The sequence below is a fragment of the Bacillus sp. MYb56 genome, from assembly GCF_002976445.1.
Lineage (GTDB): Bacteria > Bacillota > Bacilli > Bacillales > Bacillaceae_G > Bacillus_A > Bacillus_A mycoides.
This window is the reverse complement of sequence record NZ_PCOH01000002.1, coordinates 50728-69791: the sequence shown is the minus strand read 5'-3', so window position 1 is coordinate 69791 and position 19064 is coordinate 50728. Positions and strand designations below refer to the sequence as shown.

Below are 19064 nucleotides of genomic sequence, written 5' to 3'. Positions count from 1 at the left end.
ATAATAGAATAATTAGAAAGAAGATTTCCTGAAGGGGGGTAGCATGTGAAGTATATTGAAATTGGAATCGGGAATAGGTGGTTCATTCGAACGGAAACCGAAAATAAAGATGGAACTGAATTCGAGGAACGAGGAATTATTAAACCTATTTATTTTGAGTCTTTATATGTACGGATTTGGTTTCGGAAAACGTGTTTTATTTTTGATACGAAAGAGGGCTTTAAGAAAGTAAGAAAAAGTAGAGCTGAGTATAAGTTTATTGTTGGAATGGTGAGTAGGTTAAAACAATAGAATCACACAGGGGGGTGTTTTTATGATTAGAATTATCACATTCATACTCGCTTTTATTATAATGGGCTATTCTATTTACAGTTGGAATGATGATTCGAAGCAAAGTATGCTCATTTTACAATTACTTTTAGGTTTTATGCTTGCCGGTATGGGGATACAAAACGTTAAGAAGGATGAAAAAGAGAATAAGAATATGGGGCTTTTGCTATTACTTACATCACTTTTTTGTATTATTGTATCGTTAATAAAATATTTTAAATAAACCGTTACTAAGCATATTGAGTAACGGTTTATTGAGGTTATAATGTGCTATTTATATAACCCCGTCGTATACATTACCGTTAAAGTATGTACAATTTCTTCTAATTCTAGTTCTTTATCATTTTGCACGATTGTCCAAAGAAACGTTTCATTCATAGAGAACCAGCCGCATGCGACAATCTCTTTATTTAACTCAGTTCGTACTAATTCATTTTCCTGGGAATGAGTAATGTCTTGTATAATCCGTGTTACAAAGCGTTCGCGAATCTCATCCCATTTTTGACGTATTTCTTTTGAGGTTCTTATTGCTTCTTCAACAACTTGTAATATAGCTCTTTCTTCTTGTGCTAACTGTAAAAAAGCGCGTACTTGATTCTGAATCATATCTCGTGCTTCAGCCTTTGTTTGAGGGGAAAAAGAGCGATCAGCAATATCATAAAAGCGATTCATAACATCTTCCATCAAAACGACGAGGAGAGCATCTTTGTTTTTAAAATATACATATGCTGTTCCATAACCAGTTTCTGCATGTTTAATAATTTGCGTGATTGTAGTTTTCTGAAATCCGTTTTTTATAAACATAGTATAACCGGAATGTAATAGTTTCTTTTTTGTTTCTAAGGAGCGGTGTTTTCTTGTTGAAAGAGTAGAATTTTTCAAGGAATCACCTCTTTATACTGAAATATCTGAAAATATAATTGTATTGTAAAAGAAGTTTGTATATAAAGTCAACTGACATAATATCATTGACGTTATATCAATTTAAGTGATATATTTCAATTAGTTAGAATAAAAAGAAAATTAAAAGAAGGTGACACCATGTATAAAGAACCATTTCAACCAACTTATGAGTATGCGCTTGAATGTGATAAACATGATGAACTGAAAGATTTTCAATCTGAATTTTATAAAAAAGAAGGAACAATATATTTAGATGGTAACTCTTTAGGGTTGCTTTCAAAAAGAGCAGAGAAATCGTTACTTACCTTGCTAGATTCATGGAAAGAGTTTGGGATTGATGGATGGACTGAAGGTGAGCATCCATGGTTTTTCCTTTCGGAGAAATTGGGTGAATTGACAGCACCTCTTATTGGATCTTTACCGGAAGAAACGATTGTAACCGGTTCCACGACTGCGAATATACATCAAGTTATTGCGACGTTTTATGAGCCAAAAGGAATACGAACAAAAATTCTTGCGGATGAATTAACTTTTCCGTCAGATATTTATGCACTTCAGAGTCAAATTCGTTTAAAAGGCTTAGATCCAGATGAACATTTAGTACGAGTGAAAAGCCGAGATGGAAGAACACTTTCTGAAGATGATATTATTCATGCGATGACCGATGATATCGCTTTAATATTATTGCCTTCTGTACTATATAGGAGTGGACAAATTCTTGATATGAAGCGATTAACAGCTGAAGCTCATAAACGTGGTATTCATATCGGTTTTGATTTATGTCATTCAATCGGCTCCATTCCGCATCATTTTAAAGAGTGGGATGTAGATTTCGCTGTATGGTGTAATTATAAATATTTAAATGCAGGTCCTGGTGGTGTTGCAGGCCTTTATGTAAATAATAAACACTTTAATAGACTCCCAGGATTATCTGGTTGGTTTAGTTCTAGAAAAGATAAGCAATTTGATATGGAGCATTCATTAACTGCGGCTGACCATGCTGGAGCTTATCAAATAGGGACACCTCACGTATTAAGTACTGCACCATTAATCGGTTCTCTTGAAATTTTTAAAGAAGCTGGTATTGAAAAGTTACGTGAAAAATCATTACATATTACGAGATATATGCTTGATTTAATTGAACATGAATTAAAAGGCTTTGAATTTACAATTGGAAATCCATTAGAGGATGAAAAACGAGGCGGGCATATTTATTTAGAACATGCCGAGGCGGCACGTATATGTAAAGCGTTAAAAGCAAATGGGGTTATTCCAGACTTTAGAGCTCCAAATGGAGTTAGACTTGCGCCTGTTGCTTTATACAATACGTATGAGGAAGTATGGAATTCTGTACAAATCTTAAAGAACATTATGAAAAATGAAGAATATAAAAACTTTGAAAATAAGCGAGAGGTTGTGGCGTAAGCATGAAAACATCGCAGTGGATTGATATTTCACAACCGCTAAATAATGATATCGCGACATGGCCAGGGGATACACCGTTCTCGTATGAAGTTTCATGGTCAAAAGAAGACAGTGGCTCAGTAAATGTCGGAAAGTTAACGATGAGTATCCATACAGGTACTCATATTGATGCACCTTTTCATTTTGATAATGACGGTAAGAAGGTGTTGGATTTAGATATTCAAGTTTATGTTGGTCCAGCACGGATCATTGACGTTTCTAATCTTGAAAGCATCGGGAAAAAGGAATTAGAAAACTTTCATTTAGAAGGTGTAGAACGATTGTTATTACGTACATCTTCACATGGTAAAGCAAATGAATTCCCAGATGTAATCCCGCATTTACGCGCAGATATTGCAGCCTTTCTTTCTGAAAAGGGAATTCGTTTAATCGGAGTGGACGTACCATCTGTTGATCCTTTAGATGATAAAGAACTAGCAGCACATCATCAATTATTTAAACATGGAATTCACATTTTAGAAAATGTCGTACTCGATCACGTAGTAGACGGCGATTACGAACTTATTGCATTACCACTTGCATTAACAGATGCGGATGGGAGTCCAGTTCGAGCTGTTATTAGACCAATATAAGTAGAAATGAACACAAAGGGGCGTTTGGCTAATATGAAAGAAAATGAAAAGGTAATTATGGAAAAAGGGATTCATACGGATTTTAAGGAGAATATGACGTACGGAGAGTATTTACAGCTAGATAGCTTATTATCTAGTCAACAAAGATTATCAGATCATCATGATGAAATGTTATTTATCGTTATCCACCAAGCGAGTGAGCTTTGGATGAAACTAATTTTACATGAATTGAATGCTGCAATTGAATCTATTAAACAAGATAAATTACCACCAGCTTTTAAAATGTTAGCACGTGTATCAAAAATTCAGTCGCAAATTATTCAATCTTGGGATATTCTTGCGACATTAACACCATCAGAATATATTGAGTTTCGTGATTCACTTGGTCAGGCTTCAGGTTTTCAATCGTATCAATATCGAATGATTGAATATGCACTTGGTTATAAAACACCACATGCATTAAAGATTTATGAAAAGGACCCAGAATTACATGCTCGTCTTCATAAAGCACTTCATACACCAAGTTTGTATGATGTGGCGATACAAGCGCTTGTTAAAGAAGGATTCCCAATTCATAAAGATGTGTTAAATCGTGATATTACGCAGCCTTACGAAGAGGATGCAACTGTAGAAGCGGCTTGGATAGAAGTATATGCGGACGTGCAGAAATATTGGGATTTATATCAGCTTGCAGAGAAATTAATCGATATTGAAGACTGGCTACAACAATGGCGTTTCCGTCATATGAAAACGGTAGAACGAATTATTGGTCATAAAATGGGAACAGGTGGCTCTTCTGGCGTATCTTATTTAAAGCGAGTGCTTGATCAATGCTTCTTCCCAGAGCTTTGGAACGTTCGAACGAAATTATAAAAATAAACTTGTCAGCTATTAAATGCTGGCAAGTTTATTTTTTGTTTTAATAACAAATATGATTTAATAGAGAGAACGAAATGAATAACAAATATTACATAACCATTTAGATGGAGGAAGATTTCTTGAATTTCGAGCAATTACAAAATAAATTTGAAAAGAAAAAGGTTAATACATTTCTTGTTTATCAAAAGGGGGAATTAACGACTGAGTACTATAAAACGATAGACTGTGCAAATGACTTATTTAAAATTAATTCGATTACAAAAAGTATCGTATCTATATTAATTGGTATCGCAATTGATAAAGGATTTATAAATAATATACATACACCAATCACAACATGGATTCCCAATGTGCTGGAGGAAAAGAGGGAATTAACGCTGTATCATTTATTAACGATGACAACAGGAGAAAATTGGAAAGAGTTCGGAAATGGGGTTGTTTTCCCGAATGATTTTGTGGAATCAGACAATTGGGTGCAATACATTTTAGAAAAGCCGTTCATTGAAGAAATAGGTACGAAAATGAATTATAATTCAGGTTCTTCTCATTTACTTAGTTACATCATTCAAGAAGCAACTGGAATGTCGACGGAGCAGTTCGCGAAAAAGTATTTATTTGAGCCGTTAAACATTACGGAGTATGAGTGGCAACAAGACCCGCAAGGTATATATGTTGGCGGATTCGGTATGAAAATGAAATCTATAGATTTATTAAAGTTAGGAAAAGTATGTTTGAACAATGGATATTGGAAGGGAAATGATATTGTATCATCGAAATGGTTAGAAGAATCAGGTGAGGCTCTATTTGAAACGTATGAACATGTCGGAGCATATGGATATCACTGGTGGGTATTAAATAACGAAAGATTTCACATACCGTATTGTATGTATTTTGCTATGGGATACGGAGGGCAATACATTATTATCATTCCGCAGTTAGAGCTCGTAGCTGTAATTAGTAGCCACATGCCAAAACGTGGCCTCGTACCATTAAAGTTATTTATAGAGCATATAAAAGAGAATTCCAATCATAAATAAGTAGAGAAATGAGGTGTTTTATGAGAAGTGCAAAAATGATAGCGATTTATAGACTGTTATTAAGTCTTCTAGCGTTTAGTGCACTTATTACTCAATTTGTTACAAGGGCACAAGTGAAACCGTTCAATCCAGTTAACTTTTTTAGTTTCTTCACAATTGAAAGTAATCTTTTAGTTGCGGTAATTCTACTATTTAGTAGTTTTGGGACAGCCCTATTTGGACGTTCCGAGCAATTTGGAGTTCTTCGCGGTGCAGCTACAGTATACATACTGTCAACAGGACTTATTTATTTTTTGTTATTAAGGGGATTAGAAGAGTCACTTCAAACAGCGATACCATGGGTAAATACTGTACTTCATTACATCATGCCATTAGCGATGATTTTAGATTGGGTTATAAATCCACCTACGAAGACCATTACATGGAAACAGGCTGCGAGTTGGCTTGTTTTCCCGCTTTTATATGTTGTCTATAGCTTAATACGCGGGCCATTCGTGAATTGGTACCCATATCCGTTTTTAGATCCGAGAATAGGTGGATATGGGAGAGTATTTTTATATAGTATAGGGATATCTGTTGTTATTGGAGCTATTTGCGGATTAGTAAAAATGTTAGGTAATCGATCTTTGCATATAAAAAATAATCCTCCTTATTAAGGAAGAAGTACATAAAGAAACCTCTGTCTGTATGTAAAGACGGAGGTTTTTTTGTTTTACCGACTTGTCTTCTGAAAGGACATCTTTAAAAATTCCTCTGTTTTCGTATCAAACTCTACATCCACAAAAACACCATACTCTTTTCCACCCTCACGTAGCCATAATTTAAACTTTTCAACTGTTATTTGAACAGTTTTTGGTTGTCTACCTATATGAAGGTAATCGATAATCTCAGCTTTCGGATATTGTTCTTTCGTTTTTTCAACGGCTAGTTTACCCCATTTTGCATATGGCGGCTGTGCGTGAACAATAGATGGGTCGGTATATATATTTGAACATGTTGTTATTAAAAAAAATATAAATGCTGTACGTACGAAGAATCGCTTCATAATAAGCTCCTTTTATTCTTTTTGTATATTGTTTACATATTTCTTCAAGCATATAAGTTTGGATTTTTTTGTCTTCTTTACATAAAAGCGAGGGTTTTACAAAACATAACCATGAAATCATTTCCGTAATTAAGGAGGGAAATACATGCGTCAAAAAGCTGTTTTTAAAATAGCGATTTTGCTTGTCTTTATCGGGCTATCTTTAATGGTAAGTAGTATACAGACCAAAAATGTGGAAGCCTTCTCTAATCAAGTGATTCAAAGAGGGGCATCTGGAGAAGATGTCATTGAACTGCAAACTCGTTTGAAATATAACGGATTTTATACGGGGAAAGTTGATGGTGTTTTCGGATGGGGTACATATTGGGCACTTCGAAACTTTCAGCAAAAATTCGGATTGCCAGTTGATGGTTTAGCGGGTGCTAAAACGAAGCAAATGCTTGTAAAGGCAACGAAGTATGATAAGTCGACCGCTAATAAAGATACTACAACTAATAAAGGGAACAGTGGTGGAGGTAAACAGGAAAATAAGCCGCCAAAAAGTACAGGGACAAATGTTCCAAACGGTTATTCTCAAAATGACATTCAGTTAATGGCAAACGCTGTATACGGAGAATCCCGTGGTGAGCCGTATTTAGGACAAGTTGCAGTAGCTGCGGTTATTTTAAACCGTGTCACAAGTGCATCATTTCCAAATACTGTTTCAGGAGTAATCTTTGAGCCAAGAGCATTTACAGCAGTAGCAGATGGACAAATATATTTAACGCCAAATGAAAATGCGAAAAAAGCCGTATTAGATGCGATCAACGGATGGGACCCAACTGGGAATGCATTATATTATTTCAACCCAGATACTGCGACAAGTAAATGGATTTGGACTCGTCCACAAATTAAAAAAATTGGTAAGCATATTTTCTGTAAATAGAGCGGAGGTGGAAACATGTTACGAGGTATTATCATCGTATTGTTAACAGTAGGTGTAGTCGGAACAGGGTATTGGGGCTATAAAGAGCATCAAGAGAAAAATGCAGTATTAATTCGAGCGGAAAATAGTTATCAGCGTGCGTTTCATGATTTAGCATATGAAGTTGATTTATTACACGATAAAATTGGAACAACACTGGCGATGAATTCACGGTCCTCATTATCGCCAGCTTTAGTAGATGTATGGCGTTTAACATCAGAGGCTCGTTCTGATGTAGGACAATTACCTTTAACATTAATGCCATTTAATAAAACGGAAGAGTTCCTTGCGAATATCGGTGATTTTAGTTATCGTGCAGCGGTTCGTGATTTAGAAAAAGATCCGTTAAATGATCAAGAATATAAAACGTTACAAGGTTTATATTCAAATGCAGCAAATATACAAGATGAACTGAGAAAAGTGCAGCATCTTGTATTGAAAAATAATCTTCGCTGGATGGATGTAGAAATGGCTCTTGCGTCAAACCAAGATCCAGCAGATAACACAATTATCGATGGATTAAAGACGGTAGAAAAGAATGTAACATCATACTCGTCCACAAACTTTGGACCGACTTTTACAAGTGCACAAAAGAATAAAAAAGGCGGATTTGAAGCAAAAGGAAAGGCGATTTCGAAAGCGGAAGCGGAAAAAATCGCGAAATCATTTTTAAACTTAAAAGGGAATGAAAAAGTAGAAGTTGAGAAAAGTGGAAAAGGTGCAAAAGAATCATTCTACAGTGTGAAAATTCAAGATCCAGCAACGAACAATGAGTATTATATGGATATTACCGGAAAAGGTGGATATCCAATTTGGGTAATGAACAACCGAGAAATTAAAGAGCAAAAAATCAGTTTAAATGATGCAGGAAGTAAAGGATTAACATTTTTAAAGGATCACAAGTTTACAAATATGGAGCTGTTTGATAGTTCTCAATATGATAATATCGGTGTGTTTACGTACGTTGTAAATGAAAATGGAGTGCGTATTTATCCAGAAGCAATCCAAATGAAAATTGCCTTAGATGATGGGTCGATTGTTGGTTTTTCCGCAAAGGAATATTTAGCATCACATCAAAAACGAACGATTCCGAGTGCGAAGCTAACCGCTGCTGAGGCGAGAAAGAAAATTAACCCCGATGTAAAAGTTATGGAAGAACGTAAAGCTGTAGTAGTAAATGACTTGCATAATGAAGTACTTTGTTATGAATATATTGGTACTTTAGGGAAAGATACGTACCAAATTTTCATTAACGCAAATAGCGGAGCAGAAGAAAAAGTGAAAAAGATGCAAGCTGTTGAAAAAATTTATGATTAAACATCAATGATAAAGTGGTGAAAATAATGAAAATCATTATATATATGTTAATGCTTTGTTTCGTTATTACTGGATGTAGCATTGGAAAAAAAGACAATCCTAATGAAAAGCCAGAACAAAAAAATGTCTCGATGAAAAATGTTACGTATACAAATAAATCAAATAAGCCAAATGAAAAAGCAGCTGATCATCTGGCATCTTTAGCTGCAAGTATACCTGGTGTAAACGATGCGACAGCAGTAGTAGTTGGGAAGTATGCTGTTGTAGGTATTGATGTGAAAGCGAAACTTGATCGAACTCGCGTTGAGTCAATTAAGTATTCTGTTGCAGAAAGTTTAAAGAATGACCCGAACGGTGCAAATGCAGTCGTTGTAGCAGATGTTGATACGTATGAAAGACTAAAACAAATAGGCAAGCAAATTAAAAAAGGTAAAACTGGTGAAGGCATACTTGATGAATTAGCAGCAATTGTTGGCCGAGTAATGCCGCAAGTTCCAAATGATATGATTGAAAATAGAGAAACGAATCCGATTAAAGATAATGATAAACAATTACCAAAAGATGAAGAACAAGAACTACGAAAAGAACAAGAAGATCAGTCAAATAACCATTTGAAAAAATAGTGAAAACCCCGTACTAAATTGTACGGGGTTTTTCTTCAAGATTAAATATTCAGTTTATTTTTAAAGGAATATATGGTTTAATAATGAGGGGAGGGACAGCCGTTATGATGAAAAAAAGCGCACTCATATTAGGTAGTTTATGCATAGGTTTTAGTATGACAGCGTGTGACCAGAAGAAAGAAGTGAAGAAGAAAACAGCTATGTCTTCTACTATAACGGAAAATAAAAAGCAAGAGACCATTAATATAAATCATTTCTCAAATATTAATGAAGGAATGACTTATTTAGAAGTGAAAGATTTAATCGGTTTTGAAGGGGATTTACTCATAGAAGAAGGGGAAGAACATTCTACACGAATTAAGCAAATTTTTGCTTGGAAAGGAAACGATCCAAAATCATTTGCTAAAATAACATTTTTGGATGGAAAAGTGCATTCTAAAACACAGCAAGGTTTAAGTTAATAACTTGAAGGAATGGGAGAGTTAAGCATGAACATACATACAGGAGAAATACAATTAGTGCCGTATAAGGAGCAATATAAAGAGATAATACAATCATTTACTTTACCAAGTGAACAAGTTCAATTTACGGCGAATCCAGGTGAATTACTGGAGAAAGCGAAAAATGATCGAACGAAAAATGTAGTTGTTATTTTAGACTATAACGGAGTACCTGTTGGTGTATTTATATTACAAACAGGTGATAGGGTACAAGAGTTTACAGAAAATAAGGATGCCATACTTTTAACTTCTTTTTCCATTAATCACAATAAACAAAATAAAGGATATGCTAAAAAATCATTGGCGTTATTACAAGACTTTGTAAAATATTATTATCCAGTAAAAAATGAAGTGATTCTTGCTGTAAATGAAAAAAATATTCCGGCACAAAAGTTATATGAGAAAGTTGGATTTCAAGATAAAGGGTTTAGAAGAATGGGACCAATTGGACAACAATTCATATTACATTTACCTATAACGAGATAATGAGATAACAAAGCTTACTCTTGAAAAAAATCATGTAGTAAGTTTTTTAATTTGAGATATTTTCCGTACATGATATGTTAGATGTATTAAAGTAAGTATTCGAGAAGCATGAAGGTGCAAAACAATTCGATTGTTAAGCATTTAAATACGTGAGGGGTAATCATATGACAATTTATATTGCACTACTACGGGGAATTAATGTAGGTGGACATAAAGTAATCAAAATGGCAGATTTGAAAATAACGTTTGAATCAATAGGGTTAAAAAGAGTGAAAACATATATTCAAAGTGGAAATGTAGTGTTTGAGTCAGAAGAAGAGATAAGTTTTTTAAAGGAACGAATTGAATGTGAAATTAAGAACGTTTTTGATTTCAATGTTCCAGTCATGTTACGAACAAATGATGAATTTATTAATATTATTAAAAAGTGTCCTTACGAGACCCATTCGTTATTAGAAGGAGAAAGTGTACATGTGGCCTTTTTAGCTAATCCACTTTCTGAAGAAGACAGTAAGCGGTTACTTATGTACAAAAGTGACATAGAAGATTGCCATATCGAAGGAAGAGTAGTGTATTTATTTTTCAAAAAAAGCATTCGTAATTCTAAACTAATGAACCAGTTTCAAAAATTACATACGCAAGCTACAGTAAGGAACTGGCGGACTGTGAATAAGCTGAAAGCAATAGCAGAAGGTATTTAAACATAAAAAAGTGGTTTTCTGCATTTAGAAAACCACTTTTTTTATTTATATTGTTTGGCGACAATGAGTTCAACAATAGGGAAAATAAGAAAGGAAGAACAGAGTGCAATAAAGAGTGGAAGGTTTTTTACACCATCCAAATTGGAACCCATAGAAAATCCTTCCGAGCAGAGTAATATAAGGAACATAACACCTACAAGCACAAAATACGCGATTTTAAAGCTTTTATATGTAATTTGTTGTCCCATCTCATCTTGACTTTCTTTCGATACTCCGTTTGGATCTCCCCATGTAATATGATTAATTAAATTACTAAGTATTAAAGAAGCAGCGAAAATTGTCCCGCCAAAAATCGAGCCTTCAGTTGCATATTTGTATGCGCCATGTCCGAGTATCGCGATTAACGATAAAACAATGATTACAAAAATAATCTTTTTAGTATTCAATATATAATTGCACCTCCACCATTGTAAAAAACTCTTTACATCCATAGTATAAAATTGGAAAAGTCTTATGTCAAATGTTTTTTACATATGAAGTGAGTGTTTATAATTTTTTATTTTTGGGATAAATAAAAAATTAAATTACATTTGAATGTAAAAGAATGGGTTCGCATATATTTGGAAGGGATGTCAGATTAATTTAGGGGGTAGTTATGTCTATTCTTTTAAAAGCTGGTGCAGATGCAGGAAATAATGGTTTGAAGTTAATGGTGAAAGGGCAGGAACCTATTTTTATTCCGAGTATTTATTCCTTATATATAGGTGAGTCTACGGGGTTGTTAGATGAGGGTGAAGTTTCATCGTCAGAATTAGAGAATCACATTGATGTGACCATTAGTTCTCCATCGCTAATGTTAAATAATGTACGATACATCGTTGGAGAAAAAGTGATTCAAGATCAATTAAAAGGTACTGAAGTGGAGAAAAAATCAAATAAATCTACTGATGAGTTAATGGTCATTACAATCCTTTCAGGTTTAGCGATAAGTGCTATGCGTCAAAGCCCTACTTCAAGTCATATTAATATTCGTTATGATTTATCTGTTGCTCTTCCAATGCAACTTATTACACAGGAAATTGCTGCTGAAAATGCGAAACGGTATATGGGTAATCACAAGGTCATATTCCATTATCCAAATGGACGCGATGTTACGATTAATGTTTCTATTGAGTTTTGTAAATGTCTACCTGAAGGCGCTTCTGGGACGTGGGGGATTGTATATGATGAGGAAGGAAATGTTGTGAAACATAAAATAGAATGTGAACAAAATCAAGTTTCAGAAATTGATTTTGTAGATAAAACTTTATTGTCTTTTGATATTGGCGCGGGGACAACGGAAGAAGTTGTTTCATTAGGGGTAAATTTCCGTCCGCAATTAAGTAAAGGATTATCATATGGTGTAAAAGAAACGTTACTACAAATTATTACGAGATGGAATCGGAAATATCCTACGAAAACAATTGATAGCATTACAGAATTTAACCAAATTTATTTAAATGAAAAGCACCCAAGAAATGCATTGTTAGTTGAGGAATCGCAGCCAGCATTTTTAGGTTTAGCAGCACGTGTCGCAACGGATATTATTAACAAAATTGATGATATGAAAGACGATCCATATGTATTTATTTATGGTGGGGGCGCAGTTATTATTAAAAATAGCTTAAAAATGATTTTGAAACAAAAAGGACGCTTGAAAAATGTGATCTTTGTAGATAACCCGTTATTCACCAATGCTCGTGGGTTATTAGTATATACATGCTCGCCAAAATATAGAGAGCATAAGCAAAAAGAGTTAGGGTTTACAAACTTAACGATAAGTTAGTTGGTGGAAGTATGCGATCTAGGCGATATAAACGTGGTGATCGAGTGAAAATTAATATTAATAAATCGGTATCGCCTGAAATGATTGCTTGGCTTAATAAACAATCTAATCCAACTAATTTCTTTTTCTTTGCGGCCCAGCAATTATTTAAACAAGTAGGAGATATTGATGTATCAAAAACCTTGCCAAGTAGCCATGTTTTTTCTTTATATATAGAACCATCATCTCTATTAAAAGTTGAAATGAATCCATTTAAACACGTACCACTAGAAAATAGTAAATCCACCGAAAATGTAAAAAAAAAATCGTGGGAATCTGTTGACCAGTTAGATTGTCCATTTTTTTAAGCATAGAAAAATATAGGTAGAGCCCATCACTATACATACGAATGCAGTGATGGGTTTTTGGTATTGTATCGTAATCTTTATAAAGTGAAACTATAATCAGTGGGGGTTTTGTTCATCCCCCACTGATTATTAGCCTTCACCAATCGGGCGTTTACGGACAGTTTATCTCCCACCTAATTTCTTTGCTTCAGCTGAATTTTGAGGTGGGAGTTTTACTGCCCACAAATAGCGGGATAAATAGAAGGGGCAAAACAATTTGTGCCCCTTCTAATAGTTGTTCTTATCTTATACGGGATATATGTTCTGAAACTGCTTTAATAATTTTATCCCAGTCATCGGGATGAATCTCGTGCCCTGTACCTTCAAGGGATAATAGCTTTGAGTTCGGAATTTCATCAATAAGTGCGAGTCCATGTTCAAGTGGAAGAGCTGTATCATGCGTACCATGAATTACTAAAGTAGGTACTAGTAACGACTTTAGTATACCTTCATAAGAATCATCACCTGTAAGGAGGGCGTGATTAAACATACTTAATAGATTGTTAGCACGTTCTATTTCTTGCTTTACTTGTTTTAAAGTTCTTGCTTCATCAAATATACGCTTTGATCCACAGAGTAGACGTGATCCTGTAATTAAATATTTCGCTATAACATCTTTATTTGTCCAATCTAAATTTGCACCATTAGCATGATGTGTCAAAATTCTTTCATCCATTGGAGGCAAATCACGAGTATTGTTATCAGATCCAATAACGCTTGTTGCTAGTAATGTTAAGGTCAAAATTCTTTCTGGGTGTTTTACTGCAGCAATTTGAGCAATCATACCTCCTAATGACATGCCAAAAAGGTGTGCCTTGTCAATATGATACGCATCGAGTACTCCGATTGCATCTTCAGCCATATCTGCTACAGTGTAATTGGAAGTCCCAGGCTCATATGTAACAGAACGCCCAACATCACGGTTATCATAGCGAATGACAAACCTTCCTGTGCTAGCCAAGCTTTCACAAAATTCTTCATCCCAATAAACCATTGAACACGTAGCTCCCATAATTAATAATATTGCTGGGTTATTAGGATTTCCAAAGCTTTCTGTACATATATCAATACCGTTTACTTTGAAAACTTGTTCACTCATAGCACACTCTCCGTTTCATTTAAAGGTCATTAATAAATAAAGAGAAATATAACTTTGGGTGTTTCTTAGGCGTAAATTAGATTGTATTTAAGTGAAATAAATGTTTTTTGCACTCATGATGCTTAATTAGTAGAGTAGCATAAATATCACCTCCAAACATATTTATTTTCATTCAAGGCGAAAAATTTTGAAAAATAATTGTTTGTTATTAAAATAAACAGCAAGGGGGAGAGGAAATGAAATCAATTGTTATTGATCAATATGGTAGTGTTGAAGAATTACAAGAAAGACAAGTTCCTAAACCAGTTGTTAAATGTAATGAAGTATTAATACGTATACACGCAACATCTGTCAATCCTGTTGATTGGAAAATAAGAAAGGGAGACTTACAAGAAAAGTTGCGATTTTCATTTCCAATTACATTAGGATTAGATGTTGCTGGAATAGTTGAAGAAGTTGGAGAAGATGTGAATCATTTTAAAATAGGAGATAAAGTGTTTACGAAACCTGAAAATATAGGGAAAGGTTCTTATTCTGAATACATTACAGTGAAATCAAATTTAGTAGCGCAAATGCCTAATAATCTTAATTTTGAAGAAGCAGCATCTATACCTCTTGCAGGACTAACAGCTTGGCAAAGTCTTGTTGATTACGCACAAATAAAAGAAAATGACCGAGTATTAATTCATGCTGGAGCGGGCGGAGTAGGGAGTTTTGCAATTCAAATCGCAAAATCATTTGGGGCCTTTGTCGCAACAACTGCAAGTAGTAAAAATGAAGAGTTTTTAAAGTCTTTAGGTGCTGACCTTGTTATTGATTATAAAAAAGATAAATTTGAAGAGCTACTATCAGATTATGATATTGTGTTAGATACAATCGGCGGAGAAGTACAAGAAAAAAGTTTTCAAATTATTAAATCTGGTGGTGTTCTAGTTTCTATCGTTCATGAACCACTTCATGAAGTAAAGGGGATAAAATCAGGGTTTTTATGGTTGAAACCAAGCGGGAAGCAATTGGACGAATTATCTGTTTTGATTGAGCATGGAAAAATTAAACCTATCATCAGTAAGGTTGTTCCGTTTAATGAAGAAGGAATTAGAGAAGCTCATATTTTAAGTGAAAGTCAGCATGTTAGAGGGAAAATTGTAATTACGATGGAATGATATTTACATAAATATACGAGTGGTGACTATATGAGATGAAAATAGTCACCACTCGTATATACTATAATTTTTGCTATCGTGAATACATTTTTGGACATTCATCACCACTTGGTTCGTAAAAGCAATGGCTTTTAAATTGCCCTGCAAACGGCTGATTATACCATTCGGGTGGACAAGCTCCAACTGGACGGAAATACCAAAGAGCCCATCGTGCTGGCCAGCGCCATTCACCTTGTAAAACTTTTCTTGCGATTTCTTTTTCTGATTCACGGGCACGTTGATAAAAGTAACCGTATTGAACTGCTTCGAATCCGCCAGGGCTTTGATATACTGCATCACGCACAGATCGAAGTTGTTTGAAATCTAAGCAATCACAAAATACACGGTTTACTACAACACATCCAACAAGTTGTTCACCTTGTCGTCCTTCGCCCTCAGCTTCAGCACGGATTAAACGTGCTAGTAAATCAACGTCACTTTCGTTGTATGGAATAAGGGGCATTGTAATACCACCTTTCTTTACCTGTTATAGTAAAGAGTGTATGTTTCAAAATGAGCTAAGTGCATTTTTCTTGAAAATAACTACTAATTTTAAAAAGGAGCTTATGCAGATAAAAGCTAATTATTACATAGAAGATAAAAACGAAAAAGGAGAGGTACTATGCATCGTATTCATAAAGAACATATCATTTACGCAATGTCACCAGAAAATAATCCATGTATTGAAGTAGAAATTGGGAGCCGTCTTGTATTTGAAACATATGATTGCTTTGAAAATCAAATTGATTCTGAAGATGTTGTGTTTCAAGAATTAGATTGGAATCGAATAAATCCAGCGACCGGACCTGTACATATTAAAGGTGCAGAACCTGGTGATATATTAGTCGTAACGATTGAAAAGATTAAAATTGCAGAGCAGGGTGTTTTAACTACAGGTGCGAACCTAGGTGTAATGGGTGATGAGCTAAATGAAAATACAGTAAAAATTGTCCCAATACATAATGGACATGTTTCATTTTCAAATGAACTGCAAATTCCAATTAATCCAATGATTGGTGTGATTGGTACTGCACCGAAAGAAGAGAGTATTTCATGTGGTACACCGCATGATCACGGCGGGAATATGGATTGTAAAGAAATCAAAGAAGGTACAACGTTATTATTACCTGTAAATGTTCCTGGTGCTCTTTTAGCATTAGGCGATTTACACGCTGCGATGGGTGATGGTGAAATTGGTGTTAGTGGAGTAGAGGTTGCTGGTGAGGTAACTGTAACTGTTCAGACTATAAAAGGAAAGAAATGGCCATTACCATTGGCTATTCAAAAAGAAAAAATAATGACGATTGCTTCAGAGAAATTGCTAGATGATGCAGCGAATCGTGCTGTACGTAATATGGTGACATTTTTACATGAAGAATTAGAAATGTCTAAAGCTGATGCAACTCTTTTATTATCAGCAGCAGGTAATTTAAAAATTTGCCAAGTTGTGGATCCACTAAAAACGGCGCGGATGGAACTAGGAAGGGAATATGTGGAGAAGTTAGGATTTTCTCTAAATGCATTTCATATTAAATAAGAAAAATAGAAAAAGGATACTTTTGTATAAAAGTATCCTTTTTCTATTTTACGGATTTTGTGAAAAGAGGTAGTATTTATTTATATAAGTATATTTGAGATTGTGGATCAAAAAGGAGTTCAGAGATGGTTAAAATTATGATTGTTGAAGATGATATGAAAATTGCGGAGCTATTATCAACATATGTTGCGAAATACGGTTACCAAGGAATTATTGTAACGGATTTTCAAAATGTGTTAGACATATTTTTAGAAGAACAACCGGAGTTAGTTTTATTAGATATTAATTTACCAAGTTTTGATGGTTACTATTGGTGTCGTCAAATTCGCGGGGTTTCCACATGTCCGATTTTATTTATTTCGGCCCGTGAAGGTACGATGGATCAAGTTATGGCGTTAGAAAATGGTGGCGATGATTTTATTCCGAAGCCGTTTCATTATGAAGTTGTAATGGCGAAAATTCGTAGTCATTTAAGACGTGCTTATGGAGACTATGCACCGAAACTAGAAGAACGAATGATTGAGCAACAAGGTCTTAGTTTATATCCCGAAAGACTTGTATTAAAACTTAGGAACCAAGAGATTGATATAACGAGAAACGAAGCCATTTTATTAGAGATGTTAATGAAAAACCATCCGCGTGTTGTTAGTAGGGAAGTATTATTAAATAAATTATGGGATAGTGAATCTTATGTTGATGATAATACATTAAGTGTAAATACAACACGTGTGCGTAAAAAGTTAAAAACGTTACAAATTGAAGGAGCAATAGAAACAATTCGTAGTGTTGGATATAGATTACATATTACTTGGGATAATGGTATGGAAAAATGATAAGGTTATTTATACGTGATCATATACCACTTATTTGTTTTACTGCGATCCAACTACTAGCCATATTCTTAGTTTATTGGTTTGATGGGCATAATCATATTTCAACGGCATTATATGCAATGTTTTTAGGTGCTTTTTTTATGGTAAGTTATTTAGTATTTCGTTATTTTACACATCGTTCTTTTTATGAACGTTTAGCAAATCCGTTGCAATCTTTGGATGAATCTGTTCAAAAATCTGATTTTGCAGTTTTATCTACTGCTCTCCAAGATTTGCTCGAAGTACAATATCGACATTATCAAAATCAGCTCCAGTTACAAGAGAGGAAAAATAATGATCATTTAACCTTTATGAATCAGTGGATTCATCAAATGAAAACACCTTTATCAGTAATAGAATTAATTACACAAGATGAAGTGGATTCACGTTTTGAAAGTATTAATGAGGAAACAGATAGGTTGAAAAAGGGGTTAGAGATGGCACTGTATGTCGCACGTTTAGAAGCATTTACACAAGATTTTTATGTAGAAAGAGTACAACTACATAAAATAGTGAATGATTCCGTGCATGAACATAAACGCTTTTTTATTCGGAATTTTGTATACCCAGAGCTTGAAATTGATAAGAGTATTACTGTAGAAAGTGATGCGAAGTGGTTACAATTTTTAATTGGACAAATAATATCGAATGCGATTAAATATTCATCAGGTAGTAGAGAAAAGATTAAAGTGAAAGTACGTAAGGAAGGTAATACAGTTGTACTTGAAATTACCGATAGTGGCGTAGGGATACCGAAGCAAGATTTACCAAGAGTATTCAAACCTTTCTTTACAGGAGAAAACGGTAGAGATTTTAAAGAATCAACTGGAATGGGGCTCTATCTTGTATATGAAATTACGAAACAATTAGGACATAGTGTAGGAATCCATTCAGAGGTTGGTAAAGGTACCGTTGTACGAATTATATTTTTTAATGTGTAAATAAGTGAACTAGGCTAAAGAACTTTGGAGATAAGTTTTTTAGCCTTACTTTATCCCGCTTTAATGGGCAGTAAGACCCCCGCTGATTAAAGTTTCACTTTATAGCGATTATATGAAATGGTAAAAGGTCATCTTAGTATGTATAATGACACGCTAATAAATACGATCTTTAAATTAGAAGTATTTAATAAAAAGCTGATAAATAGTTTTTGTAAGAAAAAAGCCACCTCTTTGAAAGAGATAGCTTCATGAATCCATCCTATGAATAGGTGTATCAACATTAATAAGTATAATGTTCGAATTCGTGATATGTTTTGTGGATTATAATAGAATTAGTCTTTTGTTTTTTTATAATACAGT

General features: G+C 34.3%; 24 protein-coding genes. 19 read left to right on the top strand and 5 right to left on the bottom strand.

Annotated features, from left to right (window positions below):
* Positions 1-45 precede the first annotated feature (45 nt).
* Both CQ058_RS02735 and CQ058_RS02730 read left to right on the top strand, forming a co-directional pair.
* Complete coding sequence (locus tag CQ058_RS02735) at positions 46-291, top strand: DUF3977 family protein (RefSeq protein ID WP_000873838.1); 246 nt, start codon at positions 46-48, stop codon at positions 289-291.
* Positions 292-313: 22 nt separating this feature from the next.
* Positions 314-553: a DUF3953 domain-containing protein gene (locus tag CQ058_RS02730; RefSeq protein ID WP_002085155.1), complete on the top strand. Its 240-nt coding sequence runs from the start codon at positions 314-316 to the stop codon at positions 551-553.
* 47 nt (positions 554-600) lie between these two features.
* Here CQ058_RS02730 and CQ058_RS02725 read toward each other — a convergent pair whose 3' ends face one another.
* Positions 601-1212 (bottom strand): TetR/AcrR family transcriptional regulator, encoded by a 612-nt coding sequence (locus CQ058_RS02725; protein ID WP_002136674.1) that lies wholly within the window; start codon positions 1210-1212, stop codon positions 601-603.
* Between the two features lie 159 nt (positions 1213-1371).
* Here CQ058_RS02725 and kynU point away from each other — a divergent pair, with 159 nt between their 5' ends.
* The 5 genes from kynU to CQ058_RS02700 all read left to right on the top strand — a co-directional run bounded on the left by kynU (position 1372) and on the right by CQ058_RS02700 (position 5862).
* Entirely contained in the window at positions 1372-2658 is a 1287-nt protein-coding gene (gene kynU, locus CQ058_RS02720) for a kynureninase (RefSeq protein ID WP_002032712.1), read from the top strand.
* Between the two features lie 2 nt (positions 2659-2660).
* Entirely contained in the window at positions 2661-3290 is a 630-nt protein-coding gene (kynB, locus tag CQ058_RS02715; protein WP_002032714.1) for an arylformamidase, read from the top strand.
* Between the two features lie 33 nt (positions 3291-3323).
* Positions 3324-4163, top strand: coding sequence for a tryptophan 2,3-dioxygenase (gene kynA / locus CQ058_RS02710; RefSeq protein ID WP_002127699.1), 840 nt, complete (start codon positions 3324-3326; stop codon positions 4161-4163).
* Positions 4164-4288: 125 nt separating this feature from the next.
* On the top strand, positions 4289-5206 hold the full coding sequence (locus CQ058_RS02705) for a serine hydrolase domain-containing protein (RefSeq protein ID WP_105589444.1): 918 nt from the start codon (positions 4289-4291) through the stop codon (positions 5204-5206).
* Positions 5207-5226: 20 nt separating this feature from the next.
* Entirely contained in the window at positions 5227-5862 is a 636-nt protein-coding gene (locus CQ058_RS02700; RefSeq protein ID WP_002189813.1) for a Pr6Pr family membrane protein, read from the top strand.
* Positions 5863-5918: 56 nt separating this feature from the next.
* Here the strand turns inward: CQ058_RS02700 and CQ058_RS02695 are convergent, their stop codons facing one another.
* Positions 5919-6251 carry a DUF3889 domain-containing protein gene (locus tag CQ058_RS02695; protein ID WP_002032720.1) on the bottom strand — a complete coding sequence of 111 codons (333 nt, stop codon included), beginning with the start codon at positions 6249-6251 and terminating at the stop codon, positions 5919-5921.
* Between the two features lie 145 nt (positions 6252-6396).
* On the opposite strand from CQ058_RS02695, the gene sleB reads away from it, so the two are divergent.
* The 6 genes from sleB to CQ058_RS02665 all read left to right on the top strand — a co-directional run bounded on the left by sleB (position 6397) and on the right by CQ058_RS02665 (position 10842).
* Positions 6397-7176 (top strand): spore cortex-lytic enzyme, encoded by a 780-nt coding sequence (gene sleB / locus CQ058_RS02690; RefSeq protein WP_002032721.1) that lies wholly within the window; start codon positions 6397-6399, stop codon positions 7174-7176.
* A gap of 15 nt (positions 7177-7191) precedes the next feature.
* Positions 7192-8532, top strand: a complete 1341-nt coding sequence (ypeB, locus tag CQ058_RS02685) for a germination protein YpeB (protein WP_002032722.1) — start codon at positions 7192-7194, stop codon at positions 8530-8532.
* A 26-nt stretch (positions 8533-8558) separates the two neighbouring features.
* Positions 8559-9155 carry a YhcN/YlaJ family sporulation lipoprotein gene (locus CQ058_RS02680; protein WP_002085166.1) on the top strand — a complete coding sequence of 199 codons (597 nt, stop codon included), beginning with the start codon at positions 8559-8561 and terminating at the stop codon, positions 9153-9155.
* A 104-nt stretch (positions 9156-9259) separates the two neighbouring features.
* On the top strand, positions 9260-9616 hold the full coding sequence (locus tag CQ058_RS02675; RefSeq protein WP_002127693.1) for a hypothetical protein: 357 nt from the start codon (positions 9260-9262) through the stop codon (positions 9614-9616).
* A 27-nt stretch (positions 9617-9643) separates the two neighbouring features.
* Complete coding sequence (locus CQ058_RS02670; RefSeq protein ID WP_002013093.1) at positions 9644-10141, top strand: GNAT family N-acetyltransferase; 498 nt, start codon at positions 9644-9646, stop codon at positions 10139-10141.
* A 164-nt stretch (positions 10142-10305) separates the two neighbouring features.
* Positions 10306-10842, top strand: coding sequence for a DUF1697 domain-containing protein (locus CQ058_RS02665; protein ID WP_002032729.1), 537 nt, complete (start codon positions 10306-10308; stop codon positions 10840-10842).
* Between the two features lie 41 nt (positions 10843-10883).
* Here the strand turns inward: CQ058_RS02665 and CQ058_RS02660 are convergent, their stop codons facing one another.
* The gene (locus CQ058_RS02660; protein WP_002136663.1) at positions 10884-11288 is read right to left on the bottom strand and encodes a hypothetical protein; all 405 of its coding nucleotides are present in this window, start codon (positions 11286-11288) and stop codon (positions 10884-10886) included.
* Positions 11289-11497: 209 nt separating this feature from the next.
* Between CQ058_RS02660 and CQ058_RS02655 the strand changes: the two genes are divergently transcribed.
* Both CQ058_RS02655 and CQ058_RS02650 read left to right on the top strand, forming a co-directional pair.
* Positions 11498-12667: a ParM/StbA family protein gene (locus tag CQ058_RS02655; RefSeq protein WP_002013097.1), complete on the top strand. Its 1170-nt coding sequence runs from the start codon at positions 11498-11500 to the stop codon at positions 12665-12667.
* A gap of 11 nt (positions 12668-12678) precedes the next feature.
* The gene (locus CQ058_RS02650) at positions 12679-13014 is read left to right on the top strand and encodes a hypothetical protein (protein ID WP_002085171.1); all 336 of its coding nucleotides are present in this window, start codon (positions 12679-12681) and stop codon (positions 13012-13014) included.
* A gap of 280 nt (positions 13015-13294) precedes the next feature.
* Here the strand turns inward: CQ058_RS02650 and mleBCA are convergent, their stop codons facing one another.
* On the bottom strand, positions 13295-14152 hold the full coding sequence (gene mleBCA / locus CQ058_RS02645; protein ID WP_012261048.1) for a BCA family alpha/beta fold macrolide esterase: 858 nt from the start codon (positions 14150-14152) through the stop codon (positions 13295-13297).
* A 236-nt stretch (positions 14153-14388) separates the two neighbouring features.
* On the opposite strand from mleBCA, the gene CQ058_RS02640 reads away from it, so the two are divergent.
* Positions 14389-15315, top strand: a complete 927-nt coding sequence (locus tag CQ058_RS02640) for an NADP-dependent oxidoreductase (protein ID WP_002032503.1) — start codon at positions 14389-14391, stop codon at positions 15313-15315.
* A gap of 73 nt (positions 15316-15388) precedes the next feature.
* On the opposite strand, the gene CQ058_RS02635 is transcribed toward CQ058_RS02640, so the two are convergent.
* Positions 15389-15817 carry a cell wall hydrolase gene (locus tag CQ058_RS02635; protein ID WP_002013108.1) on the bottom strand — a complete coding sequence of 143 codons (429 nt, stop codon included), beginning with the start codon at positions 15815-15817 and terminating at the stop codon, positions 15389-15391.
* Positions 15818-15976: 159 nt separating this feature from the next.
* Between CQ058_RS02635 and CQ058_RS02625 the strand changes: the two genes are divergently transcribed.
* The 3 genes from CQ058_RS02625 to CQ058_RS02615 all read left to right on the top strand — a co-directional run bounded on the left by CQ058_RS02625 (position 15977) and on the right by CQ058_RS02615 (position 18704).
* Entirely contained in the window at positions 15977-16891 is a 915-nt protein-coding gene (locus CQ058_RS02625) for an acetamidase/formamidase family protein (RefSeq protein WP_002192860.1), read from the top strand.
* 125 nt (positions 16892-17016) lie between these two features.
* On the top strand, positions 17017-17724 hold the full coding sequence (locus CQ058_RS02620) for a response regulator transcription factor (RefSeq protein ID WP_002189809.1): 708 nt from the start codon (positions 17017-17019) through the stop codon (positions 17722-17724).
* Positions 17721-18704 (top strand): sensor histidine kinase, encoded by a 984-nt coding sequence (locus CQ058_RS02615; protein ID WP_002189808.1) that lies wholly within the window; start codon positions 17721-17723, stop codon positions 18702-18704. Before CQ058_RS02620 ends, CQ058_RS02615 begins: the two co-directional genes overlap by 4 nt.
* Positions 18705-19064 lie beyond the last annotated feature (360 nt).